At 71.1% G+C, this 24,933-nt stretch carries 18 protein-coding genes, 1 tRNA gene and 2 pseudogenes; 15 read left to right on the top strand and 6 right to left on the bottom strand.

Features of this window, described 5'->3' with window-relative positions; genetic code table 11:
- The first annotated feature begins 131 nt into the window (after positions 1 to 131).
- The 7 genes from SMA5143A_RS04540 to SMA5143A_RS04570 all read left to right on the top strand — a co-directional run bounded on the left by SMA5143A_RS04540 (position 132) and on the right by SMA5143A_RS04570 (position 7,451).
- The gene (locus tag SMA5143A_RS04540) at positions 132 to 1,343 is read left to right on the top strand and encodes an inositol-3-phosphate synthase (protein ID WP_107461625.1); all 1,212 of its coding nucleotides are present in this window, start codon (positions 132 to 134) and stop codon (positions 1,341 to 1,343) included.
- Positions 1,340 to 2,236 (top strand): sugar phosphate isomerase/epimerase family protein, encoded by an 897-nt coding sequence (locus tag SMA5143A_RS04545; RefSeq protein WP_107461626.1) that lies wholly within the window; start codon positions 1,340 to 1,342, stop codon positions 2,234 to 2,236. Before SMA5143A_RS04540 ends, SMA5143A_RS04545 begins: the two co-directional genes overlap by 4 nt.
- Positions 2,233 to 2,931 carry an EboA domain-containing protein gene (locus SMA5143A_RS04550; protein WP_107461627.1) on the top strand — a complete coding sequence of 233 codons (699 nt, stop codon included), beginning with the start codon at positions 2,233 to 2,235 and terminating at the stop codon, positions 2,929 to 2,931. Before SMA5143A_RS04545 ends, SMA5143A_RS04550 begins: the two co-directional genes overlap by 4 nt.
- Positions 2,931 to 3,779: a TatD family hydrolase gene (locus SMA5143A_RS04555; protein WP_107461628.1), complete on the top strand. Its 849-nt coding sequence runs from the start codon at positions 2,931 to 2,933 to the stop codon at positions 3,777 to 3,779. Before SMA5143A_RS04550 ends, SMA5143A_RS04555 begins: the two co-directional genes overlap by 1 nt.
- Before the next feature lie 3 nt (positions 3,780 to 3,782).
- Positions 3,783 to 4,952: a metabolite traffic protein EboE gene (gene eboE, locus SMA5143A_RS04560; RefSeq protein WP_107461629.1), complete on the top strand. Its 1,170-nt coding sequence runs from the start codon at positions 3,783 to 3,785 to the stop codon at positions 4,950 to 4,952.
- Positions 4,949 to 6,328, top strand: coding sequence for a nucleotide pyrophosphatase/phosphodiesterase family protein (locus tag SMA5143A_RS04565; RefSeq protein WP_107461630.1), 1,380 nt, complete (start codon positions 4,949 to 4,951; stop codon positions 6,326 to 6,328). Before eboE ends, SMA5143A_RS04565 begins: the two co-directional genes overlap by 4 nt.
- Before the next feature lie 76 nt (positions 6,329 to 6,404).
- On the top strand, positions 6,405 to 7,451 hold the full coding sequence (locus SMA5143A_RS04570; RefSeq protein WP_107461631.1) for a sugar phosphate isomerase/epimerase family protein: 1,047 nt from the start codon (positions 6,405 to 6,407) through the stop codon (positions 7,449 to 7,451).
- Between the two features lie 103 nt (positions 7,452 to 7,554).
- On the opposite strand, the gene SMA5143A_RS04575 is transcribed toward SMA5143A_RS04570, so the two are convergent.
- The 4 genes from SMA5143A_RS04575 to SMA5143A_RS04590 form a co-directional block, all read right to left on the bottom strand.
- Complete coding sequence (locus tag SMA5143A_RS04575) at positions 7,555 to 8,943, bottom strand: OFA family MFS transporter (protein WP_107461632.1); 1,389 nt, start codon at positions 8,941 to 8,943, stop codon at positions 7,555 to 7,557.
- Positions 8,944 to 9,059: 116 nt separating this feature from the next.
- Complete coding sequence (locus tag SMA5143A_RS04580; protein WP_107461776.1) at positions 9,060 to 11,204, bottom strand: acetate--CoA ligase family protein; 2,145 nt, start codon at positions 11,202 to 11,204, stop codon at positions 9,060 to 9,062.
- Positions 11,205 to 11,207: 3 nt separating this feature from the next.
- Entirely contained in the window at positions 11,208 to 12,437 is a 1,230-nt protein-coding gene (gene frc, locus SMA5143A_RS04585) for a formyl-CoA transferase (RefSeq protein ID WP_107461633.1), read from the bottom strand.
- 12 nt (positions 12,438 to 12,449) lie between these two features.
- Positions 12,450 to 14,135, bottom strand: coding sequence for a thiamine pyrophosphate-binding protein (locus SMA5143A_RS04590; RefSeq protein WP_107461634.1), 1,686 nt, complete (start codon positions 14,133 to 14,135; stop codon positions 12,450 to 12,452).
- Between the two features lie 143 nt (positions 14,136 to 14,278).
- Between SMA5143A_RS04590 and SMA5143A_RS04595 the strand changes: the two are divergent.
- The 4 genes and pseudogenes from SMA5143A_RS04595 (at position 14,279) to SMA5143A_RS04610 (ending at position 17,857) form a co-directional block, all read left to right on the top strand.
- A pseudogene (locus SMA5143A_RS04595) lies at positions 14,279 to 15,261 on the top strand (ATP-grasp domain-containing protein).
- Between the two features lie 11 nt (positions 15,262 to 15,272).
- Positions 15,273 to 16,157, top strand: a complete 885-nt coding sequence (sucD, locus tag SMA5143A_RS04600; RefSeq protein ID WP_107461635.1) for a succinate--CoA ligase subunit alpha — start codon at positions 15,273 to 15,275, stop codon at positions 16,155 to 16,157.
- A 1-nt stretch (position 16,158) separates the two neighbouring features.
- Positions 16,159 to 17,596 (top strand): annotated as a pseudogene (locus tag SMA5143A_RS04605) (aldehyde dehydrogenase family protein).
- A gap of 173 nt (positions 17,597 to 17,769) precedes the next feature.
- A tRNA-Leu gene (locus SMA5143A_RS04610) sits at positions 17,770 to 17,857 on the top strand.
- Between the two features lie 410 nt (positions 17,858 to 18,267).
- Here the strand turns inward: SMA5143A_RS04610 and SMA5143A_RS43715 are convergent.
- On the bottom strand, positions 18,268 to 19,404 hold the full coding sequence (locus tag SMA5143A_RS43715) for a hypothetical protein (protein WP_258193301.1): 1,137 nt from the start codon (positions 19,402 to 19,404) through the stop codon (positions 18,268 to 18,270).
- 523 nt (positions 19,405 to 19,927) lie between these two features.
- Between SMA5143A_RS43715 and SMA5143A_RS04620 the strand changes: the two genes are divergently transcribed.
- Positions 19,928 to 20,992, top strand: a complete 1,065-nt coding sequence (locus SMA5143A_RS04620) for a glucose-1-phosphate thymidylyltransferase (RefSeq protein ID WP_107461636.1) — start codon at positions 19,928 to 19,930, stop codon at positions 20,990 to 20,992.
- Complete coding sequence (gene rfbB, locus SMA5143A_RS04625) at positions 20,989 to 21,987, top strand: dTDP-glucose 4,6-dehydratase (RefSeq protein WP_107461637.1); 999 nt, start codon at positions 20,989 to 20,991, stop codon at positions 21,985 to 21,987. The genes SMA5143A_RS04620 and rfbB overlap by 4 nt, the downstream gene beginning before the upstream one ends.
- A 66-nt stretch (positions 21,988 to 22,053) precedes the next feature.
- Here rfbB and SMA5143A_RS04630 read toward each other — a convergent pair whose 3' ends face one another.
- Positions 22,054 to 22,638: a dTDP-4-dehydrorhamnose 3,5-epimerase family protein gene (locus SMA5143A_RS04630; protein WP_107461638.1), complete on the bottom strand. Its 585-nt coding sequence runs from the start codon at positions 22,636 to 22,638 to the stop codon at positions 22,054 to 22,056.
- 411 nt (positions 22,639 to 23,049) lie between these two features.
- Between SMA5143A_RS04630 and SMA5143A_RS04635 the strand changes: the two genes are divergently transcribed.
- Both SMA5143A_RS04635 and SMA5143A_RS04640 read left to right on the top strand, forming a co-directional pair.
- Positions 23,050 to 24,048: an NAD-dependent epimerase/dehydratase family protein gene (locus tag SMA5143A_RS04635; RefSeq protein ID WP_181361727.1), complete on the top strand. Its 999-nt coding sequence runs from the start codon at positions 23,050 to 23,052 to the stop codon at positions 24,046 to 24,048.
- A 106-nt stretch (positions 24,049 to 24,154) separates the two neighbouring features.
- Entirely contained in the window at positions 24,155 to 24,925 is a 771-nt protein-coding gene (locus SMA5143A_RS04640) for a class I SAM-dependent methyltransferase (RefSeq protein ID WP_107461640.1), read from the top strand.
- The last annotated feature ends 8 nt before the right edge of the window (positions 24,926 to 24,933 follow it).

Genomic DNA, 24,933 nt, shown 5'->3' on the forward strand with positions numbered 1-24,933 from the left:
ACGGCGGCGGGCGGGGGACGCCGGACCCCCGCCCGCCGCCTCCCCGCCCGGCACACCCACCCTCCGGTGCTCCCCAGGTCCGCCCGGCGCGTCCGGGTCCCCGCACCACGTGCTCGACAAGGAGGCTGCCCATGTCCGCGTCCCCGTCCGTGTCCGTGCCGGGTTCCGCGCCGGGTTCCGCGCCGCGTGTCGGCGTCTGGCTGATCGGGGCCCGCGGCTCCGTCGCCACCACCGTCGTCGCGGGCTGCGCGGCCCTCACCGCGGACCTGCACGCCCCCACGGGCATGGTCACCGAGACCCCCCTCTTCGCGGGCTCGGGCCTCCCGCCCCTCGCCTCCCTCGTCTTCGGCGGCCACGACACCACGGACTGCCCCCTGCCCAAACGCGCCGAGGCCCTCGCCGCGGCCGGAGTCCTGCCGCACGGCCTGCCCGCCGCCGTCACCGCCGAACTCACCGCCACCGACCGCGAGATCAAGCCCGGCGGGCCCCTCCCCGGCGACACCCGGACCCCCGACGAGCTGATCTCCGCCTTCACCGCCGACCTCCAGGACTTCGTACGACGCCGGGGCCTCACCCGCGCCGTCGTCATGAACGTGGCCTCCACGGAGCCCGCCCCCACCGGCACCGCCCCGCCCCCCAGTTCCCTGTACGCGGCGGCCGCCCTGCGCGCCGGCTGCCCCTACGTCAACTTCACCCCGTCGACGGGCCTGGACCACCCCGCCCTCGCCTCCCTGGCGGAGTCGGCGGACGTGCCCTGGGCGGGCCGCGACGGCAAGACCGGCCAGACCCTGCTCCGGTCGGTCCTCGGCCCGATGTTCGCCCAGCGGGCGCTGACCGTCCGGGCCTGGTCCGGCACGAACCTCCTCGGCGGCGGCGACGGTGCCGCCCTCGCCGACCCGGCGGCCGCCGCCGCCAAGAACGCCGGCAAGGAACGCGTCGTGACCGACACCCTCGGCACGGCCCCCGAGGGCGAGACCCACATCGACGACGTCCCCGCCCTCGGCGACTGGAAGACCGCCTGGGACCACATCGCCTTCGACGGCTTCCTCGGCACCCGCATGGTCCTCCAGACCACCTGGCAGGGCTGCGACTCCGCGCTCGCCGCACCCCTGGTCCTCGACCTCGCCCGACTCCTCGCCCGCGCCCACGAAGCGGGCCTCACGGGCCCCCTGCCCGAGCTGGCCTTCTACTTCAAGGACCCGACGGGCGAGGCCCCGTCGGCCCTGGGGGAGCAGTACGCGGCGCTGGGGCGGTTCGCGGAGCGGCTGCGGCGAGGGGCGCGGGAGACGACCACGACCACCGCGCCGGGGGCCCCGCACGGCACACCGGGGGGCCGTTCATGAAACCCCTCGCCTTCGGCTACGGCACCAACGGTCTCGCCGACCTCCGGCTCGACGACGCCCTCGCCCTCCTCGCCGACCTCGGTTACGACGGCGTCGGGCTGACCCTCGACCACATGCACCTCGACCCGCTGGCCCCCGGCCTCGCCGCCCGCACCCGGCGGCTCGCACGACGGCTCGACGCCCTCGGCCTGGCCGTCACCGTGGAGACCGGCGCCCGCTACGTCCTCGACGCCCGCCGCAAGCACGGGCCGACCCTGTTGGACCCCGACCAGGACGACCGCGCCCGCCGCGTCGGCCTGCTCCTGACGGCCGTACGGGTCGCCGCCGACCTGGGCGCCCACGCCGTGCACTGCTTCAGCGGCGTCACCCCGCCCGGCACCGACGAGGACACCGCCTGGAAGCGCCTCCCGGACGCGATCACCCCCGTCGTCGAGGCCGCCACCGCCGCCGGCGTCCCGCTCGCCGTCGAACCCGAACCCGGTCACCTCCTCGCCACGCTCGCCGACTTCCACCGACTGCGCGAGGCCCTCGACAGCCCCGCCGCCCTCGGCCTCACCCTCGACATCGGCCACTGCCAGTGCCTCGAACTCCTCCTGCCCGCGCACTGCGTCCGCGCCGCCGCGCCCTGGCTGCGCCACGTCCAGATCGAGGACATGCGGCGCGGTGTCCACGACCATCTGCCGCTCGGCGAGGGCGAGATCGACTTCCCGGCCGTCCTCGACGCGCTGGCCGCCGTCGACTACCGGGCCCTGACCGTCGTCGAACTGCCCCGCCATTCCCACGCCGGCCCGCACCAGGCCGAGCGGTCCCTCGCCTTCCTCCGCCGGGCGACCGGCCGCACGGCGGGGCCACCGCCGGGGCCCGCCGCCGCACCTCCCGGGAGCACCTCGTGATCCACCACCGCCCCCCGACCCCGGCCGACCCGGCGGCCCACCCCGGCCACCCGGCCCGCACCGCCCCCGCCGCACTGCGCGGCCCACTGACCGAGCGGCTCGACGACCCCGCCCGCGCCTGGCTCGACCGGGCCCTCACCGAAGCCGCCGACCACCCCGGCACCCACGGCCCCATCTCCGTGTGGGAGCTGCGCCTCGCCGAGGCGGGCCGCCGCTGCGGCGCCGAGCACGCCGACGCCGTCCGCGTCCTGATCCTGCACGCGGCCCGCCCCGACACCGCCGCGCTCGACCGGGTCTACCGGCAGGGCACCGCCGACGAACGCCGGGCCGTTCTGCACGCCCTGCCCCACCTGGTGCCCGGCCCCGACGCGCTGCACCTCGTCGAGGACGCCCTGCGCACCAACGACACCCGCCTCGTCGCCGCCGCCCTCGGCCCCTACGGGGCCCGCCACCTCGGCCCGCACGACTGGCGGCACGCCGTCCTCAAATGCCTGTTCACCGGCGTCCCCGTCGACGAGATCACCGACCTGGCCCGCCGCGCCCACGGCGACACCGAACTGGCCCGCATGCTCGGCGCGTTCGCCGACGAACGCACCGCCGCGGGCCGTCCCGTCCCCGGGGACCTGAACCGCGTACTGGCCCTGACCGCGCCCCCACCGGCCGACGGGACCGGCACCGACGGCAAGGAGACCTGATGCGCATCTTCGACCCCCACATCCACATGACGTCCCGCACCACCGACGACTACGAGGCGATGCACGAGGCGGGCGTCCGCGCGGTCGTGGAACCGGCCTTCTGGCTGGGACAGCCCCGCACGTCCCCGGCCACCTTCCTCGACTACTTCGACTCGCTGCTCGGCTGGGAGCCCTTCCGGGCCGCCCAGTACGGCATCGCCCACCACTGCGCGATCGCCCTCAACCCCAAGGAGGCCAACGACCCTAACTGCACCCCCGTCCTGGACCACCTGCCCCGCTACCTCCTCAAGGACCGGGTCGTGGCCGTCGGCGAGATCGGCTACGACTCCATGACGCCCGCCGAGGACCTCGCCCTGGAGCACCAGCTCCAGCTCGCCGCCGACCACGGCCTGCCCGCCCTGGTGCACACCCCGCACCGCGACAAGCTCGCCGGACTGCGCCGCACCGTCGAGGTGGTGCGGGCCTCCGAGCTGCCGCCGGAGCGGGTGCTGCTGGACCACCTCAACGAGACCACCGTCAAGGAGGCCAAGGACAGCGGCTCCTGGCTCGGCTTCTCCGTCTACCCCGACACCAAGATGGACGAGGAGCGCATGGTCGCCGTCATCAAGGCGTTCGGCACGGAGAAGGTGCTGGTCAACTCCGCCGCCGACTGGGGCAGAAGCGACCCCCTGAAGACCCGCCGGGTCGCCGACGCCCTGCTCGCCGCCGGGTTCGGCGAGGACGACGTGGACCTCGTGCTGTGGCGCAACCCGGTCGCCTTCTACGGGCTCAGCGGCCGCCTCGACCTCGACGCCGCCCCGACCGGCGCCACCCACGAGGGCAACAGCATCCTGCGCGGCGGGGAGTGACCCATGCGCTTCCGCCACCCCGACGGATCCACCGTCCACCTCGCCTACTGCACCAATGTGCACCCGGCCGAGTCCCTCGACGGTGTCCTCGCCCAGCTGCGCGACCACTGCGAGCCCGTCCGGCGACGCCTCGGCCGTGACCGCCTCGGCATCGGCCTGTGGCTCGCCAAGGACGCCGCCGACGCCCTGATCACCGACCCCTCCGCCCTGCGCGGGCTGCGTGCCGCACTCGACCTGCGCGGCCTGGAGGTCGTCACCCTCAACGGCTTCCCGTACCAGGGCTTCGGCGCGGAGGAGGTCAAGTACCGGGTGTACAGGCCGGACTGGGCCGACCCCGAGCGCCTCGACCACACCACCTCCCTGGCCCGGGTCCTCGCCGCGCTCCTCCCCGACGACGTCACCGAGGGCACCGTCTCGACGCTCCCGCTGGCCTGGCGCACCGCCTACGACGACGCCCGCGCCGACGCCGCCCACGCGGCCCTGCGCACCCTCGGTGAACGCCTCGACGTGGTCGCCGAGCTGACGGGCCGCTCGATCCGCGTCGGACTGGAACCCGAACCCGGTTGCACCGTCGAGACCACCGCCGACGCCATCGGTCCGCTCACCGCGATCGGCCACGACCGTATCGGCGTCTGCGTCGACACCTGCCATCTCGCCACCTCCTTCGAGGACCCGCGCACCGCCCTGGACGCGCTCGTCCGGGCCCGCGTCCCCGTCGTGAAGTCGCAGCTCTCGGCAGCCCTGCACGCCGAGCACCCCCACCTCCCCGAGGTCCGCGAGGCGCTCGCCGCCTTCGACGAACCCCGCTTCCTGCACCAGACCCGCACGGCGACCGCCGCCGGTCTGCGCGGCACCGACGACCTCGGCGAGGCCCTCACCGGTGACGCCCTCCCCGACGCCTCCCCGTGGCGCGCCCACTTCCACGTCCCCCTGCACGCGGCCCCCGCGGCCCCCCTCACCTCCACGCTCCCGGTCCTCAAGGCCGCCCTCACCCGCCTGGTCGGCGGCCCGCACCCCCTCACCCGCCATCTGGAGGTCGAGACGTACACCTGGCAGGCCCTGCCGGCGGAGCTGCGCCCCACCACCCGCGCCCGCCTCACCGACGGCATCGCCGCCGAACTCAGCCTGGCCCGGGATCTGTTGACGGACCTCGGACTGAAGGAGCTGCCGTGACCACCCCCACCACGCTCCTCGTCCTCGACGTCGTCGGACTCACCCCCCGCCTCCTCGACCACATGCCCCACCTCAAGTCCCTCGCCCGGTCCGGGTCCCGCGCCCACCTCGGCACGGTCCTTCCCGCCGTGACCTGCGCCGCCCAGTCCACCTTCCTCACCGGTTCGCTCCCCGCCGAGCACGGCATCGTCGGCAACGGCTGGTACTTCCGGGAACTCGGTGACGTCCTGCTGTGGCGCCAGCACAACGCCCTCGTCGCCGGGGACAAGCTGTGGGACGCCGCCCGCCGCGCCCACCCCGGCTACACCGTCGCCAACATCTGCTGGTGGTACGCCATGGGCGCCGACACCGACATCACCGTCACCCCCCGCCCGATCTACTACTCCGACGGCCGCAAGGAACCCGACTGCTACACCCGGCCCCCGGCCCTGCGCGACGAACTCACCGACCAACTCGGCACGTTCCCCCTGTTCCACTTCTGGGGCCCCGGCGCCGACCTCGTCTCCAGCCGCTGGATCATCGACGCGACCCGCCACATCAACCGCACCCGCCACCCCGATCTGACCCTCTGCTACCTCCCGCACCTCGACTACGACCTCCAGCGCCACGGCCCCGACGACCCGCGCTCCCTGAAGGCGGCCGCCGACCTCGACCGGGCCCTGGCACCCCTGCTCGACGACGCCCGCGCCGAGGGCCGCACCGTGGTCGCCCTCTCCGAGTACGGCATCACCCATGTGGACCGGCCCGTCGACATCAACCGCGCCCTGCGCCGCGCCGGGCTCCTGGAGGTCCACGCCCAGGACGGCATGGAGTACCTCGACCCCATGGCCTCACGGGCCTTCGCGGTCGCCGACCACCAGATCGCCCACGTCTACGTACGCCGCGCCGAGGACCTGGAGGCGACCAGGGAGGCCCTCGCCGCTCTCCCCGGCATCGACCAGCTCCTCGACGACGAGGGCAAGAAGGCCCACCACCTCGACCATCCGCGCTCCGGTGAACTCGTCGCCGTGGCCGAGCCGGACGCCTGGTTCACGTACTACTACTGGCTCGACGACGATCGCGCGCCCGACTTCGCGCGCACCGTCGAGATCCACCGCAAACCCGGTTACGACCCGGTCGAGCTGTTCCTGGACCCTCGCGACCCGTATGTGAAGCTCAAGGCGGCCACCGCGCTGGCCCGCAAAAAGTTGGGGATGCGCTACCGCATGGCGGTCGTGCCTCTGGACCCCTCACCTCTTCGCGGCAGCCACGGCCGCCTCCCCCTGAGCGACGACGACGGTCCGCTCCTCATCTGCTCCACCCCCCGCGCCGTCGGCGACCGCCTCGCGGCCACCGAGGTCAAGGCACTGCTGCTCCGTCTGGCCGGTCTGTCATGACCGTCCGGCATCCGCACCGATCACCAGTGAAGCACCCACCACTGACAACGCCCTCCCACACCAAGGAGTCCCCGGCATGAGCCGCACCCACCAGCCCGACCCCGAACTCACCCACCGCCTCAGCAGACGAGGCATGCTCGGTGTGGCCGCCGGCGCCACCGTCGCCGCCCTCCTGGGCACCGCCGCGTCCCCCGCCCAGGCGGCCGACGCCCCCGAGGCCGCCACCGCGGGCAAGGGCCGGGGCCGCCCCGTCCTGCCGCCCGGCCGCCTCGGCATCCAGCTCTACAGCCTCCGCGACAAGGTCTCCACCCTCGGCTTCGCCCCGGTCTTCGCCGAGCTGGAGAAGTACGGCTACGACGAGGTCGAGTTCGCGGGCTACACCCAGGGCTCCGCTGGCCCGATCACCCTGGCGCAGCTGAAGCGGCTGGCCCGGAACCACGGTCTGACCCCGATCGGCAGCCACGTCGGCTACTACTCCAGCGACCCGAACGCGTACACCTTCGCCCAGAACCTCGACAAGGTCCTCGACGACGCCCAGGCCCTCGGTCTGAAGCACATCGGCACCGCCGCCGGCCCGTTCCGCTACGGCACCACCGTCGACGCGATGAAGCGGGCCGCCGAGGAGTTCAACACCTACGGGGCGGCGGCCAGGGCGCGCGGCATGAAGTTCTACCAGCACAACCACTCCGAGGAGTTCGCCTTCGCCTCCGACAAGCCGCACGTCCGCCTCTACGACGTGCTGCTCCGCGAGACCGACCCCGGCCTCGTCTACCTGGAGATGGACATCTTCTGGGCGTACGTCGCCCAGTTCCGCTTCTCGAAGCGGCCCGACGGCACCCCCGCCCCGTTCGAGCCCCTCGACTACGTCCTCAGGCGCCCGAACCGCTACCCCCTCTTCCATGTGAAGGACGGCGAGAGCGACCCGTCGAACCCCTTCGGCTACCGCATGGTGGACGTCGGCGACGGCGACATCGACTACCAGAAGTTCATCTCGGCCGTCACCCGGCTCAAGGGCCACCGCCTCGCCCACCACTGGCAGGCCGAGCACGACAACCCCACCGAGTCGTTCACCTTCGCCCGCCGCTCCAGCGAGCACCTGCACGCGCTGCGGGAGAAGTGCTGACCCGGGCGGACACGACAACGGCGGCAGGCGGCCGCCCCGTGGTGCGGGACCACGGGGCGGCCGCCCGCCGCCGTACGCGCGGGCGTGCCGTACGCGCGGGGCCTCAGGCCACTTCGTCGCCGAGCGGCCGAGGATTGGGAGCGATGTGCTTGGTGCGCGGCCGCCCCGGCGGGTGCAGGAACAGGGCCACGACACCGGCGAACAGCGAGAGGGAACCGGCGAGCACGAACGCCCCCGTGTAGTCCCAGGCGCCCACGACCACGGCGCCCATGCCGGAGCCCAGCAGACCCGACACCAGCTTGGAGCTGTACACCAGGCCGTAGTTGGAGGCGTTGTTGTTCTCACCGAAGTAGTCCGCGGTCATCGCCGCGAACATCGGGAAGATCGCGCCGCCGCCGAAGCCGGAGATGCTGGAGAACACCAGGAACAGCGGCAGGTTGCCGATGTTCCCGGACCAGAGGATGCCGTACTGCGCGAGGCCCAGCACCACACAGACGAAGATCAGGCACTGCTTGCGGCCGTACCGGTCGGAGAGCCAGCCGATGACACCGCGGCCCGTGCCGTTCACGATCGCCTTCAGGGACATGGCGGTCGCGACGATCCCGCCCGCGAAACCGGCCTCGTTGCCGAACGGGACCTGGAAGGCGATGCCGAAGATGTTCACCCCCGAGGTGCACAGCAGGCAGAACCACATCAGGGCCACCCGGCCCGTGCGCCACGCCTCGCCCGGCGTGTACTGCTTCACGGCCGGCGGGTTCTTCTCCAGCGCGCGCCGCGCCCGCGGGTCGTCCGGCTTGCGCAGCGGGTCGACCTGCGCGGGCCACCAGTTCTTCGGCGGGTCCTGGAGGAAGTGCCCGGCGACGGCGACGACCGCCGCGAGGAAGACCCCGACGCAGACCAGCACCCAGCGGAAGTTCGTCAGGTCCATGTAGCCGGTGAAGATGAACACGAAGGGCACCGAACCGTAGGCGAACCCGCCGTTCACGAAGCCGGTCTTGCCGCCCTTGCGCTCCGGATACCACTTGCCGACCATGTTCACGCAGGTCGCGTAGACCATGCCGGCGCCCATGCCGCTGAACATGCCGAAGCCGATGTACGCGACGACGACGTGCGGCGCGAACGCGAGGGAGAAATAGCCGAGCAGGGTGCCGACGGCGCCCAGCATCATCGCCCAGCGGGCGGGCAGCTTGCCGCTCTCGCGGAGCTTCCCGGCCGGGAAGGCCACGGCGGCCTGGAAGAACACCCACACGCCGAGCATCCAGAAGATGTGCTGGTTGCTCCAGTGGTGAGCGGTGTGCAGGGTCTCCTCGGCGGACGCGAACGCGTACTCGGCCGAGCTGATGCCCATCATGCCCACCCACGGCAGGATGACCATCCACTTGCGTGTGCGCCCCATGATGTCCAGGTCGGACTCGCCGAGCCGGTACACCCGGCCATTGGCGTCCGTCACCTCCCGGTAGGGGACGGATGTGGAGATGTCAGTTGTCGCCATGTCGATCGAACCCTTCGCGTGGAAGAACTGGCCAGCGCCCCCTGTCCGTGTTTCTTCGCGCCGGGACCCGCGGTGAGCGGTCGCCGCGAACCCCGTGGTTCGAGCCCTCCCTCAGCTCACCGACCGCCCCCCAACAGCCCCGCGGCCCGTGCCCAGCGATACTTCGCGCCGAGCACGGCCACCGGCTTCTCCGTCGTGTACGGGTAGGCCACGACCCCCCGTTCGAAGAGGTACTGGCAGGCCTCCTCGACCTCGACGTCGCCGGCCAGTGACGCCACCACCGGCTTCTCGACGCCCCGTTCGCGGAACTCGGCCACCACGCGCGCCGTGAGTTCGGCGAACACCATCGGCGGGGTGACGATCGTGTGCCAGTAGCCGAGGACCAGCGCGTGGATGCGCGGGTCCTCCAGACCCAGCCGGACGGTCGCCTCGTACGTCGACGGCGGCTCGCCCCCGGTGATGTCCACCGGGTTGCCCGCGGCCCCGAACGGCGGGATGAACGCCCTGAACGACGCGTCCAGGTCCGGTGGGATCTCCATCAGCGACAGCCCGTTGTCGGTCACCGCGTCCGACAGCAGCACACCGCTGCCGCCGGCCCCCGTGATGATCACGACGTTGTCGCCCTTCGGCGTCGGCAGCACCGGCAGGGCGCGCGCGTACTCCAGCATCTCGTTCAGGCCCGGCGCCCTGATGACACCCGCCTGCCTGAGGATGTCCTCGTACACCGCGTCGTCGCCCGCCAGCGCGCCCGTGTGCGAGCCCGCCGCCTTCGCCCCGGCCGCCGTACGGCCCGCCTTGAGGACCACGACCGGCTTCTTCGGGACGGTGGCCCGCGCCGCCTCCACGAAGGCGCGCCCGTCCTTGAGGTCCTCCAGGTGCATCGCGATGCACCGGGTGTTCGGGTCCTCGCCGAACCAGGTCAGCAGGTCGTCCTCGTCCAGGTCCGACTTGTTGCCGAGGCCGACGATCGCCGACACACCCGTCTTCGTGGTGCGGGCGAAGCCCAGGATGGCCATGCCGATGCCGCCGGACTGCGAGGTCAGCGCCACCCCGCCCTTGACGTCGTACGGCGTGCAGAACGTGGCGCACAGGTCCTGCCACGTCGAGTAGTAGCCGTAGATGTTCGGCCCGAGCAGCCGGACGCCGTGCCGTTCGGCGATCGCCACGATCTCCGCCTGGAGCGCGTGCTCACCGGTCTCGGCGAACCCGGAGGGGATGAGGACGGCGTTGGGGATGCCCTTGCGGCCCACCTCCTGAAGCGCCGCGGCCACGAACTTGGCGGGGATCGCGAAGACCGCCACATCCACCTCACCGGGAACGTCCGTGACACTCTTGTACGCCTTGCGGCCCAGAATGTCATCGGCCCGGGGGTTCACCGGATGGATCTCGCCGGGGAAGCCGCCGTCGACGAGGTTGCGCATCACCGAGTTGCCGATCTTGCCCTGCTCGTTGGAGGCGCCGATCACGGCGACCGACGAGGGCTGCATCAGCCGGCGCATCGAGGTGAGGATCTCGTCGCGGGTGTACGTACGCCGGGGCCTGGGCACCGACTCCGCGAGGATCACCCGGATGTCAGCGGCGACCGCGCCCTCCGGGGTGGCGATCACCGGGTTGAGGTCGACCTCGGCGATCTCCGGGAAGTCCGCGACCAGTTGGGACACCCGGCGGATCTGCTCGGCGATCGCCCACCGGTCGACGGGGTCCGCGCCGCGGACCCCGCGCAGGATCTCCGCCGCGCGGATCGAGTCCAGCATCGACAGCGCCTCGTCGGCGGTGACCGGCGCGAGCCGGAAGGTGACGTCCCCCAGGACCTCGACCAGCACCCCGCCGAGCCCGAACGCGACGACTTTGCCGAACGTCGGGTCCGTCACCGCGCCGACGATGACCTCCTGTCCCTTCGGCAACAGCTCCTGCACCTGCACGCCCTCGATACGGGCCTCGGGGGCATAGGCTCGGGCGTTGTCGACGACGGTGTGGAACGCGGCCCGCACGTCGACGGCGCCCTCCACCCCGACGATCACCCCGCCGGCGTCGGTCTTGTGGAGGATGTCCGGGGAGACGATCTTCATGACCACCGGTCCGCCGAAGCGGGCCGCGTACCTCACGGCCTCGTCGACGTCCCGCGCCAGCTCCTCGCCGGGTACGGCGATGCCGTACGCGTCGGCGATCACCTTGCCCTCGGGAGCGGTGAGCGCGGAGCGGCCCTCGGCGCGCACCGTGTCGAGGAGCGCGCGTACCCGCGGCTTCCGGTCCTCGGCCATCACTCAGATCACCCCGTTCGTCTTGAGCAGGCGCAGTTCCTCGTCGCCGAGGCCCAGCTCGCCCACGTAGACCTCTTCGTTGTGCTCGCCGAGCAGCGGCGAACCGGTGACGTCCACGGGGGAGTCGGAGAGCTTCAGCGGGCTGCCCACGGTCACGAAGGCGCCGCGCTCGGGGTGCGGCACGGTGACGACCATCCCGTTGGCGACCAGGGAGTCGTCCTCGATGATCTCCTTCGTGGAAAGGATCGGCCCGCAGGGGATGTTGTGGGCGTTGAGCCGCTCCAGCACCTCCCACTTGGGCAGGGTGGACGACCACTCCTCGATCAGCTGGAACATCTTGTTCAGCTTCGGCAGCCGGGCCTCCGGGGACGCCCACTCGGGGTCGTCGGCCAGCTCGGGCCGCCCGATGAGTTCGCTGATCGGCTGCCAGCCGACGGGCTGCACGATGACGTACACATAGTCGTTGGGGCCGCCCGGCGCGCACTTGACCGCCCAGCCGGGCTGGCCTCCGCCGGAGGCGTTGCCGGACCTCGGGACCTCGTCGCCGAAGTCGTCGTTCGGGTACTCCCGCAGTGGGCCGTGGGCCAGCCGCTGCTGGTCGCGGAGTTTCACCCGGCAGAGGTTGAGCACGGCGTGCTGCATGGCGACGTTGACCCGCTGGCCGCGCCCGGTGTTCTCCCGCTGGTACAGCGCCGCGAGGATCCCCGCGACGGCGTGGATGCCCGTGCCGGAGTCCCCGATCTGGGCGCCGGTCGCCAGCGGCGGCCCGTCCTCGAAGCCGGTGGTGGCCATCGACCCGCCCATGGCCTGGGCGACGACCTCGTACGCCTTGAAGTCGGTGTACGGGCCCTCACCGAAGCCCTTGATGGAGGCGTAGACGATCCGCGGGTTGATCTCCTTGATGCGGTCCCAGGTGAAGCCCATGCGGTCGACCGCGCCGGGGCCGAAGTTCTCCACCATGACGTCGGAGCGGCGGATCAGCTCGGTGAGGATCTCCTTGCCGCGCCCGGTCTTGGTGTTGAGGGTGATGCTCCGCTTGTTGCAGTTGAGCATCGTGAAGTAGAGGGAGTCGACGTCGGGGAGGTCGCGCAGCTGCCTGCGGGTGATGTCGCCGCTCGGTGCCTCCAGTTTCACGACGTCCGCGCCGAGCCAGGCGAGGAGCTGGGTGGCGGACGGACCGGACTGGACGTGTGTCATGTCGAGGACGCGGATGCCTTCGAGAGCCTTGGTCATGCCGAGGTCACCTCACTTGTACATCGTCTGGTTCATGGTTCCGGGGGCGTACGCGTCCGGGTCGACCCAGACGTTGATCAGCGACGGCTTGCCCGACTCCCGGGCGCGCCGCAGCGCGGGCCCGATGTCGGCGGGGTCGCGGACCTCCTCGCCGTGACCGCCCAGCATCCGGGCGAACCTGTCGTAGTGGACGTCGCCGAGGGTGTTGCCGATCCGCTCGCGTTCCTCGCCGTACTTGGCCTTCTGGCCGTAACGGATCTGGTTCATCGAGGAGTTGTTGCCGACGATGCCGACGAAGGGGAGGTCGTAGCGGACGAGGGTCTCGAAGTCCCAGCCGGTGAGGGAGAACGCGCCGTCGCCGAAGAGGGCCACGACCTCCTTGTCGGGCCGTGCCTGCTTGGCGGCGAGCACGAACGGGACGCCGACGCCGAGCGTGCCGAGGGGGCCGGGGTCCATCCAGTGGCCGGGCGACTTGGGCTGGACGACCTGGCCGGAGAAGGTGACGATGTCGCCGCCGTCGCCGATGTAGATCGAGTCCTCGGTGAGGAAGTCGTTGATCTCGCTGACCAGCCGGTAGGGGTGGATGGGCGAGGCGTCGGACCTCAGGCCGGGGAGCCGCTTGTCGATGGCCACCTGTTCGGCGGCGCGCAGCTCGTCGAGCCACTCCTTGCGCTTCGCCGCGCCCCCGTTGAGCCGTCCGGACGCCGCCTCCGTCACGGACTTGAGCACGAGGCCCGCGTCGCCGACGATCCCGAGGTCGATGTCACGGTTCTTGCCGACGGTCCGGTAGTCGAGGTCGATCTGCACCACGGTCGCGTCCTGCGACAGCCGCTTGCCGTAGCCCATGCGGAAGTCGAAGGGCGTGCCCACGACGACGATGACGTCGGCGTTCGAGAAGGCGTAGCGGCGGGAGAGCTGGAAGTGGTGCGGGTCGCCCGGCGGGAGGGTGCCGCGCCCGGCGCCGTTCATGTAGGCCGGGATGTTCAGGGTGCGCACCAGTTCGACGGCGGACTCGGTGCCGCGGGTCGTCCACACCTGGCTGCCCAGCAGGATCGCGGGCTTCTCCGCGTGCACCAGCAGGTCGGCGAGCCTCTCGATCGCCTCGGGGTCACCGGCGGAGCGGGTCGAGGCCCGGTAGGCGCCCGCCTTCGGCACCCGTGCCTTCTCCACGGGCACCTTGGCGTCGAGGACGTCGCGGGGGATCTCCAGGAAGGAGGGGCCGGGGGCGCCGTGGTAGCACTCGCGGAACGCCATCGACACCATGTCCGCGGCGCGCGCCGTGTCCGGCACGGTCGCCGCGAACTTGGTGATCGGCGTCATCATGTCGACGTGCGGCAGGTCCTGGAGGGACCCCATCTTGTGCTGGGTGTGCGCCCCCTGACCGCCGATCAGCAACATCGGGGACTCCGCCCGGAAGGCGTTGGCGACACCGGTGACGGCGTCGGTCGTACCGGGGCCGGCGGTGACGACGGCGCAGCCGGGCTTGCCCGTGATGCGCGCGTATCCGTCGGCGGCGTGTGCGGCGACCTGTTCGTGACGTACGTCGACGACCTCGATGCCCTCGTCGACGCAGCCGTCGTAGATGTCGATGATGTGGCCGCCGCACAGGGTGTAGATGACGTCCACACCCTCCGCCTTGAGTGCCTTCGCGACGAGATGACCACCGGAAATGAGCTCCTGGCTGTTGCCGTCGGGCATGGCGAAGTCCTGTCCCTTCGTAGGGGGTTGGAACGCTCTCGCGGTTGATTGCATACAGTCGACGCATACTGTATGAAGCTTGTTATCCCGCATCCGGTGGGTGGTGTCCAGGGGGCGTGCGGCACTTTGAGTCAGGAGCCGGAATGGACCTGTTCGAACACCAGGCAAGGGAACTCTTCGAGGAACACGGCATCGTGGTGCCGCGGGCGGAGGTCACCGACTCGTCCAAGGAGGTGCGCGGGATCGCCCGCCGACTGGGCGGACGCGTCGTCGTCAAGGCCCAGGTGAGGACCTCTACGTCTCCTACGTCCTCGACCGCGCCGCCGGCCGCTTCCTCGCGATCGCCTCCGCCGAGGGCGGCACGGACATCGAGGAGGTGGCGGCGACCCGCCCCGAGGCCGTGGCACGTGTCCCCGTCGACCCGGCGGAGGGCGTCACCTCGGCGAAGGCGGCCGAGATCGCCGACGCGGCCGGACTGCCCGCGCGGACCGTCGACGTCCTCGTACGGCTCTGGGAGGTGCTGGTCCGCGAGGACGCCCTCCTCGTCGAGGTCAACCCGCTCGTCCGGACCACGCGGGGGCAGATCCTCGCCCTCGACGGCAAGATCACCCTCGACGACAACGCGGCCTTCCGGCACGCCCGTCGGGGCGGGACGAGCCTCGCCCCCGACGACCCGCTGGAGGCGGCGGCCGCCGCCAAGGGCCTCACCTACGTGAAGCTGGACGGCGAGGTCGGCGTCATCGGCAACGGCGCCGGACTCGTCATGTCGACCCTCGACGTCGTCGCCGGCTGCGGCGCCCGCCCCGCCAACTTCCTCGACATCGGCGGCGGCGCCTCCGCCCGGATCATGGCCGACGGCCTCTCCGTCGTCCTCTCCGACCCGGACGTGAAGTCCGTCCTCGTCAACGTCTTCGGCGGGATCACCGCCTGCGACGCGGTCGCCGAAGGCATCGTGCGGGCCCTGGACGGCGTCCGGCCGACCAAGCACCTCGTCGTCCGACTCGACGGCAACAACGCCGCCCGCGGCCGGGCCGTCCTCGACGCCCGCGCCCACCCCCTGGTGCAGCAGGCCACCACCATGGACGGCGCCGCGCGCCGCGCCGCCGCACTCGCCCACGCAGCCTGAGGAGCCCGGACATGGCCATCTACCTCACCCGGGAGAGCAAGGTCCTCGTCCAGGGCATGACGGGCGGCGAGGGCAGGAAGCACACCCGCCGCATGCTCGCGGCCGGCACGCACGTCGTCGGCGGCGTCCACCCCCGCAAGGCGGGCCGCACCGTCGACTTCGACGACACCACCGTCCCCGTCTTCGGCTCCGTCCACGAGGCCATGGACGCCACCGGCGCCGATGTGAGCGTCCTCTTCGTCCCGCCCGCCTTCACCGGAGCCGCCGTCGTGGAGGCGGCCGACGCCGGCATCGGCCTCGCCGTCGTCATCACCGAGGGCGTCCCCGTCCACGACGCCGTCGCCTTCACCGCGTACGCGCGAGCCAGGGGCACCCGGATCATCGGCCCCAACTGCCCCGGCCTCATCAGCCCCGGCCAGTCCAACGCCGGCATCATCCCCGCCGACATCACCAAGCCGGGCCGCGTCGGCCTCGTCTCCAAGTCCGGCACGCTCACCCACCAGTTGATGTACGAGCTGCGCGACATCGGCTTCTCCACCTGCGTCGGCATCGGCGGCGACCCCGTCGTCGGCACCACCCACATCGACTGCCTCGCCGCGTTCGAGGACGACCCGGACACCGAGATCATCGTCCTCATCGGGGAGATCGGCGGCGACGCCGAGGAACGGGCCGCCGCGTACGTCCGCGAGCACGTCACCAAACCCGTCGTCGGCTACGTCGCCGGGTTCACCGCGCCCGAGGGCAGGACGATGGGCCACGCCGGCGCCATCGTCTCCGGTTCGTCCGGCACGGCCCGCGCGAAGCAGGAGGCCCTGGAGGCGGCCGGCGTACGCGTCGGGAACACGCCCACCGAGACCGCCCGGCTGGTCCTGGCCACCCTGGAAGGCGGTGTGTGACATGACCCCCACCCCGACCCCTGCCGCCCGATCCACGCGCACGTCCGCCGCCGACCCGGCCGCCCCACCCCCGCCCACCCCCGCCGACCCGGCCACGGCCCCTCCCGCCCTCACCCTCAAGGCGGGCACCTCCTGGTCCGACGCCTGGCAGGCCGACGGCCGGGTGCTGCCCGCGACCAGCCCCGTCGACGGCAGCCCCGTCGCGGGCCCGCCCCGTCTGGACGCCGCCACCGCGCACCGGGTGGTACGCGCCTCACTCGATCAGCACCGGGTCTGGCGCCACGTCCCCCTCGGCGAACGCCGGGCCCGGGTCGCCGCCGCCCTCGACGCCCTCACCCGACACCGCGACCTGCTGCTCGTCCGGGAGATCGGCAAACCGTGGCGGCTCGCGCGGGCCGACGTGGACCGGGCCATCGACGGGGTGCGCTGGTACGTCGACGGCATCGAGCCCATGGTCGAGGGCCGGGCCCCGCCCGGTGTCCAACATCGCCAGCTGGAACTACCCGATGAGCGTGCTCGTCCACGCGATGCTGGTCCAGGCCCTCGCCGGGAACGCGGTCATCGCGAAGACCCCGACCGACGGTGGCGTCGCCTGCCTCACCCTGGCCTGCGCACTCGCCGCCCGCGAGGGGATCCCCGTCACCCTGGTCAGCGGCAGCGGGAGCGAGCTGTCGGAGGCGCTGGTGAGGGCCCCCGAGATCGGCTGCGTCTCCTTCGTCGGCGGCCGCGACACCGGCGCCGCCGTCGCCACGGCCGTCGCCGACCTCGGTAAACGGCACGTCCTGGAGCAGGAGGGCCTGAACACCTGGGGCATCTGGAACCACACCGACTGGGACGCGCTCACCGCCGTCGTCCCCAAGCCGTTCGACTACGGCAAACAGCGCTGCACGGCCTACCCGCGCTTCGTCGTCCAGCGCGCCCTGTTCGACGACTTCCTCGCCGCGTACCTCCCGGCGGTCCGCACCCTGAGGGTCGGCCATCCGCTGGCCGTCGAGCACCCGGACGACCCCTTCCCGCGGCTCGACCTCGGCCCGGTGATCAACGCGGCCAAGGCCAAGGAACTCACCGACCAGGTCACCGAGGCCGTCGACCGGGGCGCCGTCCCGCTGTACCGGGGCAGACCCGCCGACGCCCGCTTTCTGCCCGGCCAGGACACGAGCGCCTACGTCCAGCCCGTCACCCTCCTGAACCCGCCGCCGTCCTCGCCGCTCCACCACGCGGAACCCTTCGGCCCCGTCGACACGATCGTCCTCGTCGACACCGAGGCGGAGCTCCTCGCCGCCATGAACGCCTCGAACGGCGCGCTCGTCGCCACCCTGTCCACCGACGACCGGGCGACCTACGAGCGGCACGGCGAGCTGCTGGTGAAGGCGGTCACCCAGGGGCCGCCGGGGGAGAGGCTGCCGGGCAACTTCCCCGAGTACCGCCTCAGGCCGTGACCATCCTACCGTGACCGCCCGATCACCCCTGGTGAGAGCCGTGCGGGCCTGCTCGGCGAGGCCCGCACGACCCGCCCCAGGACCCGGATACGCAGGTGAAAGCCACTCCGAAACCTTGGTATTGTTGTCCATGTCGCCGCGGGGAACACCCCCGGCCAGGCGGCAGACACCTAGTCCGGGTGGCGGAATGGCAGACGCGCTAGCTTGAGGTGCTAGTGCCCTTTATCGGGCGTGGGGGTTCAAGTCCCCCCTCGGACACCAGCAAAGCGGACATCATGAGATCGTTCGTTAGCTTTCAAGAATCACCGGCCGAGTCTGTGACTCGCCGGTGTTTCGTCGTTTCTGGTGCCTTCTGCCTTCTGCCTTCTGCCTTCTGCCTTCTGCCTTCTGCCTTCGGGCCTCGGCCGTGCGGCAGGCGACCGCCGAAGAGGCATCCGGCCGAACCCGGACGGCGCCACAGGCCCGCGACGCCACGAGGACTGGATCCTCGACGTTCTCGCGCTAATGGCCCGGGCCGTACCGGATCCCCGGGTGTGCGCATGCGCCGGTGTCGCGGTCGGGCCGGGCGTGTCACCAGCAGCGACGTCTGTGCGGCCGCGCGCGGTACACGGCTCCCGGGCCGCGGCGGGGGAGTGGTGGGAGAGGCGTGAGACCGCTGCCGCACGGCGGGATCAGCCCCGGCGGCACCGCTCCCAAAGCTCCGTGAGGATCGCCTTCTCGCGGGAGTCGACGTCACCGTCCACGGTGGCCACGCGCTCCGCCGCGTCGAGGACGTCACCGAGATCACCCGGTTCGGCGGCCACGCGCTTCCACACCTCGGCGGGGTCGATGTCGACGACGTTCGCGAGCCTCTCGTCGACCACCTCGTGCCGCTCCCGGACCAGCCTCACCAGGTGCCGCATCAGCAGTGCCTCGTCATCGGCGATCTTGGTCTTCGCGTTGGCCCTGAGGACGAGCCACGCGACCCACAGCATCAACCGCGGGTGCCGGCTGCGCTCGCTCAGCTGCTCGGCGAGTTCGATCACCCGCGCCTCGTTCCGGAACACGGCCCGCGCGTGCCGGCCGGCGACGAGCGTGGTGTAGCGGTTCAGCAGGACGGCGAGGGGGACGCCTACCAGGGGAATCCCGATCTTGATGACATTGCGCTGGAGCAGGTGCTTCCCGACGACGGGGAGTGCCCTCCCTGCGGCGAGTGTCGTTCCGGAGTAGAAGCGCTTGACCAACGGTCGCACCATGACCGGGATCGCTTTGGTCACGGTCTTGTTGGCCGCTTCCCCGCTCTTGATGGTGAAGGCCACGCGGATGAGCTTCCACAGGTCCTCGGGGTCGTGCACGTCGATCGGTACCCGGTAGAGGACGGAGATGTCGTAGGCCAGGCGCAGTTGGAGCTGGGAGATGAACGCGACGTCGACCATCATCGTCGCCGCGGCCGCCGGGACGGTCGCCGGTGAGGCGCCCCCGAGGCTGCCGATGGTGGCGGCGACGGTCGCCGTGTACGCCCCGGCGGAGAGCCCGCCTTCGAGCGCGGCGTACCGTGCCGCCATCTTGATCCGCTGGTCCACGATGACGTCCGCGGGCACACCTTCGTAACGGTCCTGGAAGTACTGCCAGTCGACCTTCTCGGTGTACGCGTTCATGGCGTGAGCGGCGAGCTTGGTGAACCAGTTGCCCGACTTGATGTCGTCCGCGCTCAGGCCCTTGACGAAGTCCTTGATCTCGGACTGCTCCTGCTCGACGACCTTCCGGTCGGCGGCGTCGTCGGCTCCGTCCGTGTCGGTGTCGGCAGCGTGCGTGGGCGCTTCTGTCACGGCGCGTTCCCCTGACTCTTCCGCGGTCGGCCGAGCCGTGGGCGCGAGCCCCGGCTGCCGTCTCCGCGCGTTGTTTCGGCGAGCGGTACCACGGCCACTCGACGTCCTCCCCAAGAGGCGCAACCCTAGCGCCTCGTCACACGATTCGCGCCGGTTTGGGGCACGGGACGCGGGTGTCCATGGGAGGGCTGTACGCGGGCACGGTTGGGTTCCACGTCCATGCCGGCAAAGCCGTGCCCGGTCTGTGAGTTGTGGCTGCCTCCGCTGGACACCGAGACTGTCAACCACCGGCGAACAGGGGCCAATGGAAGGGGGTAATGGGCAACGGGAGGGGCGGATAAGGGGATGTAGGGGTGGTGGGTATTTCCGGGACTCTATAGCCTCCTCAGCAGGTTTCCGAACGGGGCCTTCAGCAATTCGTCGAATCATCACGCCTCGGCATATCGGCGAAATCGGCGAGCCGCACATTCCCTGTCGTTTCGCCGCGGCCGTGAACCCGGCAGGCAGTGAGGAGAGGACCGCGATGAAGGCCCTAGTCCTGGCCGGCGGGACGGGAACCCGTCTGCGCCCGTTCAGCCACTCCATGCCCAAACAGCTCTTTCCCGTCGCCAACAAACCGGTGGTGGAGCACGTGCTGGAGAACATCGGCCGGGTGGGCGTCACCGAGGTCGGCGTGGTCGTCGGCGACTGGGAGGATCGCGTACGCGAGGTACTGGGCGACGGCTCCCGGTACGGGGTGCGGATCGTGTACATCCGCCAGGAACGGCCGCTGGGCCTGGCCCATTGCGTGCGGATCGCACGGGATTTCCTCGGTGACAGCGACTTCGTCATGTATCTGGGCGACAACATCCTCCCCAACGGGATAAGCGCGGTCGCCGAGACGTTCCGCACCGAACGCCCGGCCGCGCAACTGGTGACGCACAAGGTGTCCGACCCGCGGGCCTTCGGGGTGGTGGAACTGGGTCCGGACGGCTCGGTCGCCCGGCTGGTGGAGAAGCCACAGAACCCGCGCAGCAACCTGGCCCTCATCGGCGTGTACTTCTTCACGTTCCACATCCACGCGGCCGTGGACGCCATCGCGCCCAGTGCCCGCGGAGAGCTGGAGATCACCGACGCCCTCCAGTGGCTGGTGGCCTCCGGCGCCGACGTGCGCGCGAGCGAGTACAGCGGCTACTGGCAGGACACCGGCCACGTGGACGACGTACTGGAGTGCAACCGCCGTCTCCTCGCCGGCCTCACCGGCGACGTCGTCGGCGAGGTGGACGAGACGAGCGTGCTGATCGGCCCCGTCGTGCTGGAGGCGGGCGCCAGGATCATCCGGTCCCGGGTCGAGGGCCCGGTGATCATCGGTGCGGGAAGCACGATCGAGGACTGCCGGGTCGGCGCGTACACGTCGATCGGGCGGGACTGTGTCCTGCGCCGTTCCGGCATCGACCACTCCATCACCCTCGACGGGGCGACCGTGACGGACGTACCGAGCCTGCACGGCTCCATGATCGGCCGGTCGGCCGTCGTCGGCGCCGGCCGGGAGAACCCGGGGCATCGACTGATCATCGGCGACGACGCCCGCGTGGAGGTGGCCGCATGAAGGTCTTCGTCACCGGAGGCGCGGGCTTCATCGGTTCGCACTATGTGCGGACCATGCTGGCGGGCGGCTACGAGGGCTTCGAGGACGCCGAGATCACCGTCTACGACGCCCTGACCTACGCCGGAACCCGCGGCAGCCTGCCCGAGTCCCACCCGCGGATGCGGTTCGTCCAGGGCGACGTCTGTGATCTGCCGACCCTGATGGAACTCCTGCCGGGACACGACGTCGCGGTGCACTTCGCGGCCGAGTCCCACGTGGACCGCTCCATCGACGACCCCGCGGTGTTCGTGCGGACCAATGTGGCCGGCACCCAGACCCTGCTGGAGGCCTGTCTGCGGGCCGGAGTGCCACGGGTGCTGCACGTCTCCACCGACGAGGTGTACGGCTCGATCACCGACGGGTCCTGGACCGAGGAGTGGCCCCTGGCGCCCAACTCCCCCTACTCCGCGTCCAAGGCGGGGGCGGACATGATCGCCCGCGCGTACTGGAGCACCCACGGCCTCGAAGTCTCCGTCACGCGCTGCTGCAACAACTACGGGCCGTACCAGAACCCGGAGAAGCTGATCCCGCGGTTCGTCAGCAATCTGCTGGAGGGCAGGCCGGTGCCGCTGTTCGGCGACGGTTCCAACGTCCGTGAGTGGCTGCACGTGGACGACCACTGCCGGGCGCTGCACCTGGTGCTCACCCGGGGGCGCCCCGGTGAGGTCTACAACGTCGGGGGCGGAGCCGAGCGGACCAACCTGTGGCTCACGGAGCGGTTGCTGGAGCTGTGCGGGGCCCCGCCGTCCATGGTGCACAGGGTGACGGACCGGCCGGGACACGACCTGCGGTACGCGCTCGACTGCACGAAGATCCGCGAGGAACTGGGCTACGCCCCCCGGATCGACTTCGACGCGGGACTGGCCGACACGGTCGCCTGGTACCGGGACAACCCCGACTGGTGGAAGCCCCTCACGACCCCGCGGACGGTCACCGAACGGCCCCACACCGGCTGACGCCGTCCACCGGCTGACGCCGTCCGGACCGTCCCCCGCCCGTTCGCGGGCGGGGGACGGCGGTATCTACTCCGCCAGGACGCAGTCCTCGTAGCGAGGCAACATGCCCGTGGCGAGAGCCTCGGCGAGACTCGGGGCCGCCTGGTCGCGGGGGGAGAGGATCGGGGTGATGTCCTGGGGCCAGGGCAGGACCAGCTCCGGGTCCAGCGGGTGGATCGCCAGTTCCTGTTCGGCGACGTAGTTGCCGCTGACCATGTAGGCCATCACGGTGTCGTCCTCAAGGGCCACATAGCTGTGGGCGACGCCGAGAGGGAAGTACACGGCCCGGAAGGACCCGCCCCCGAGTTCGACGGCGTCCCACTTGCCGAAGGTAGGGGAGCCGACCCGGGCGTCGAGCATCACGTCCAGCGCGCGTCCGCCGGCGCAGTACACGTACTTGCTCTGCCCCGGAGGCGTCCGGGTGAAGTGCAGCCCCCGGATCACCCCGCGCATGGACCGGCTGTAGTTGAGCTGGGCGGGGGAGAAGGGCCGGCCCACCGCCGCGACGAACGCCGGTTCCTGATACGGCGCGACGAACAGGCCCCGCTTGTCGGCGTGGACGTCGGGGGTGAACTCGAAGGCACCGGCGATCGCCAGCTCACGCGCCCGCATGCCGCTCACCCCTCTCGGGGCGTCCGGCGGGCCCGCTCGGCGGGAGAACGCGATGTGTCATGGTCAGGTGATCCCATCTCGGTCGGGGTCGGTGGAACGTGAGGTACGCCGTCCTCCGAGGGGCGTGGCCCGCGCAGTCGGGGGAGCCGCGTACCGCCTGAGACCGCGCCGGCCGGCCGGGACTCGTCTTCGCGCCGATGCTCCTCCGCGGCCAACGGGGCGAACAACCCCTAATCCCTCCAGCCCCGCCACTACGAGCGCCCTGACGTCCGGGTCGCGGGTCACCCCCTAGCCTCTCCGGGCGCCGTGGATAGGGGGCCTGGACTCTGGTTTCCCGCTCACGCCTCGGACTTGAATGGGCGTACGCGTCCGAAGGAGACGCTCCGCCCGGATCGAGGAGGAGTCGGCCACGTGTCACCGCAGGCCTGGGCCGACCGGACGGTCGTCGTGACGGGCGGCACCGGTTTCATCGGATCGCACTTCGTCGAGGAACTGCTGGCGCGTCACGCCCACGTGATATGCCTGTACCGAAGGGACGACGGACGCATGTTGTCCCAACTTCCCTCCACCGAGCGACTATTGACCATTCAGGTCGACCTGTGCGACGAACCCGCGCTGCGCCGCGTGTTCGACCGGGCGCCACGGGGCGTGGACGCGGTGGTGCACTGCGCCGCCATGTGGGGAAGCGCGGGATTCCGGTACGACCATCCCGCGACCGTCTTCGAGGCCAACTTCCGGCCCGTCGCCAACGTGCTCAAGTGCGCTCAGGAACACGGGACGTCGGACGTCGTCCTCCTCGGCTCCGGCGAGGTGTACCGGTCGTCCGCGACCCGCCCGCTGAGGGAGGAGGACGACTTCCGCGCGGCCGTGCGGTACGCGACCGACGGGTACTACCTGGCGAAGCTCTACGAGGAGATGCTGGCGGACACCTACCGGCACGAGCACGGGATGAATGTCTTCCGGCCCCGGCTCACCGGCATCTACGGGCCGCGCGACAACTTCGCGCCGGGCGCGGACCGGGTGATCCCCGCCATGCTCGCCAGAGCCGCGGCCGACCAGGAGATCGTGATCTGGGGGGACGGAAGCCAGACCCGCACCTACATGTTCGTGACCGACCTGGTGCGCGCGGTTCTGCGGATGGTCGAGAAGAACACACACCACACGGTCAATGTGGGGACGTCGGAAACCGTGTCCATGCGGCATCTGGCGCAACTCGTCTGTGCCGTCATGGGAAAACCGGACCGCATCACGTTCGACAGGGAAAAGCCCACGGGACGGCCTAGTCGGACACTCGATCTCACCCGCCTCGGCGGAATCATCGATTTCCAACCACGCGGTCTTCGGGAGGGTTTGGAGCAGACGGCGGACTGGTACCGAAGGAGTCACCTTTCCTCGCGGGAAAAGAGCTGACCCTTCCTGTTCCGGATCGACAGGGGTGTTTAGGGGTGGGAGCCCCGAGTCGTCGTCCGTACTGTTCATCAGCAGCCACCGAGAACCCCGAAGGGGAAACGCGTCCATGACTGAGAATTTCACCGACCCGCGGATCGTGCCGCACGAGTCCGAACAAGAACGCGACGTGCGTGAGCGGCTGACCAAGCTGTTCGTCGACAGCCCCATCCCGCCCAAGTACCTGATCGACAACCTTCCGGTCTATCTGCGGCGCCACCAACTGGCCGACCTGCTGAGCATGGACGCCCTGTACCGCATGCTGCCCGAGGTTCCCGGCACCATCATGGAGTTCGGTGTGCTCCACGGCCGGCACCTCGTCACGCTCACGGCACTGCGCAGCATCTACGAGCCGTACAACTCGCTGCGCCGCATCGTCGGCTTCGACACCTTCACCGGCTTCCCCGACATCGAGGACGTGGACCGGGTCAGCACCAGCGCGGTGCCCGGGCGCTTCGCGGTCCCCGACGGTGAGGTGGACCACCTGCGGGAGGTGCTCGCCGCCCACGAGGCGAGCGAACCGTTCGGCCACACCCAGCGCTCCTTCCTCGTGCAGGGCGACGTACGGGAGACGGTCCCGAAGTACCTGGAGGAGAACCCGGAGACCGTCATCGCCCTCGCCTACTTCGACCTGGACCTGTACCAGCCCACCAAGGAACTCATCGAGGTCATCAAGCCGTACCTGACCAAGGGAAGCATCCTCGCCTTCGACGAGCTGGCCCACCCCAAGTGGCCCGGAGAGACGGTGGCCCTGCGCGAGGTGCTCGGCCTCGACCACGCACCGCTGCGCCAGTTGCCCGGCCGTGAGCCCCCGGTGATCTACATGAAGTGGGGCGAGTGAGACAGCGG

The sequence above is a fragment of the Streptomyces sp. MA5143a genome, assembly GCF_900290235.1.
Lineage (GTDB): Bacteria > Actinomycetota > Actinomycetes > Streptomycetales > Streptomycetaceae > Streptomyces.

What these genes read in the sequence shown, in the direction of transcription:
- SMA5143A_RS04540 (WP_107461625.1), top strand. Translation starts at nt 132, where the DNA reads ATGTCCGCGTCCCCGTCCGTGTCCGTGCCGGGTTCCGCGCCGGGTTCC.
- SMA5143A_RS04545 (WP_107461626.1), top strand. Translation starts at nt 1,340, where the DNA reads ATGAAACCCCTCGCCTTCGGCTACGGCACCAACGGTCTCGCCGACCTC.
- SMA5143A_RS04555 (WP_107461628.1), top strand. Translation starts at nt 2,931, where the DNA reads ATGCGCATCTTCGACCCCCACATCCACATGACGTCCCGCACCACCGAC.
- eboE (WP_107461629.1), top strand. Translation starts at nt 3,783, where the DNA reads ATGCGCTTCCGCCACCCCGACGGATCCACCGTCCACCTCGCCTACTGC.
- SMA5143A_RS04570 (WP_107461631.1), top strand. Translation starts at nt 6,405, where the DNA reads ATGAGCCGCACCCACCAGCCCGACCCCGAACTCACCCACCGCCTCAGC.
- SMA5143A_RS04575 (WP_107461632.1), bottom strand. Translation starts at nt 8,943, where the DNA reads ATGGCGACAACTGACATCTCCACATCCGTCCCCTACCGGGAGGTGACG.
- SMA5143A_RS04580 (WP_107461776.1), bottom strand. Translation starts at nt 11,204, where the DNA reads ATGGCCGAGGACCGGAAGCCGCGGGTACGCGCGCTCCTCGACACGGTG.
- frc (WP_107461633.1), bottom strand. Translation starts at nt 12,437, where the DNA reads ATGACCAAGGCTCTCGAAGGCATCCGCGTCCTCGACATGACACACGTC.
- SMA5143A_RS04590 (WP_107461634.1), bottom strand. Translation starts at nt 14,135, where the DNA reads ATGCCCGACGGCAACAGCCAGGAGCTCATTTCCGGTGGTCATCTCGTC.
- sucD (WP_107461635.1), top strand. Translation starts at nt 15,273, where the DNA reads ATGGCCATCTACCTCACCCGGGAGAGCAAGGTCCTCGTCCAGGGCATG.
- SMA5143A_RS04620 (WP_107461636.1), top strand. Translation starts at nt 19,928, where the DNA reads ATGAAGGCCCTAGTCCTGGCCGGCGGGACGGGAACCCGTCTGCGCCCG.
- rfbB (WP_107461637.1), top strand. Translation starts at nt 20,989, where the DNA reads ATGAAGGTCTTCGTCACCGGAGGCGCGGGCTTCATCGGTTCGCACTAT.
- SMA5143A_RS04630 (WP_107461638.1), bottom strand. Translation starts at nt 22,638, where the DNA reads ATGCGGGCGCGTGAGCTGGCGATCGCCGGTGCCTTCGAGTTCACCCCC.
- SMA5143A_RS04640 (WP_107461640.1), top strand. Translation starts at nt 24,155, where the DNA reads ATGACTGAGAATTTCACCGACCCGCGGATCGTGCCGCACGAGTCCGAA.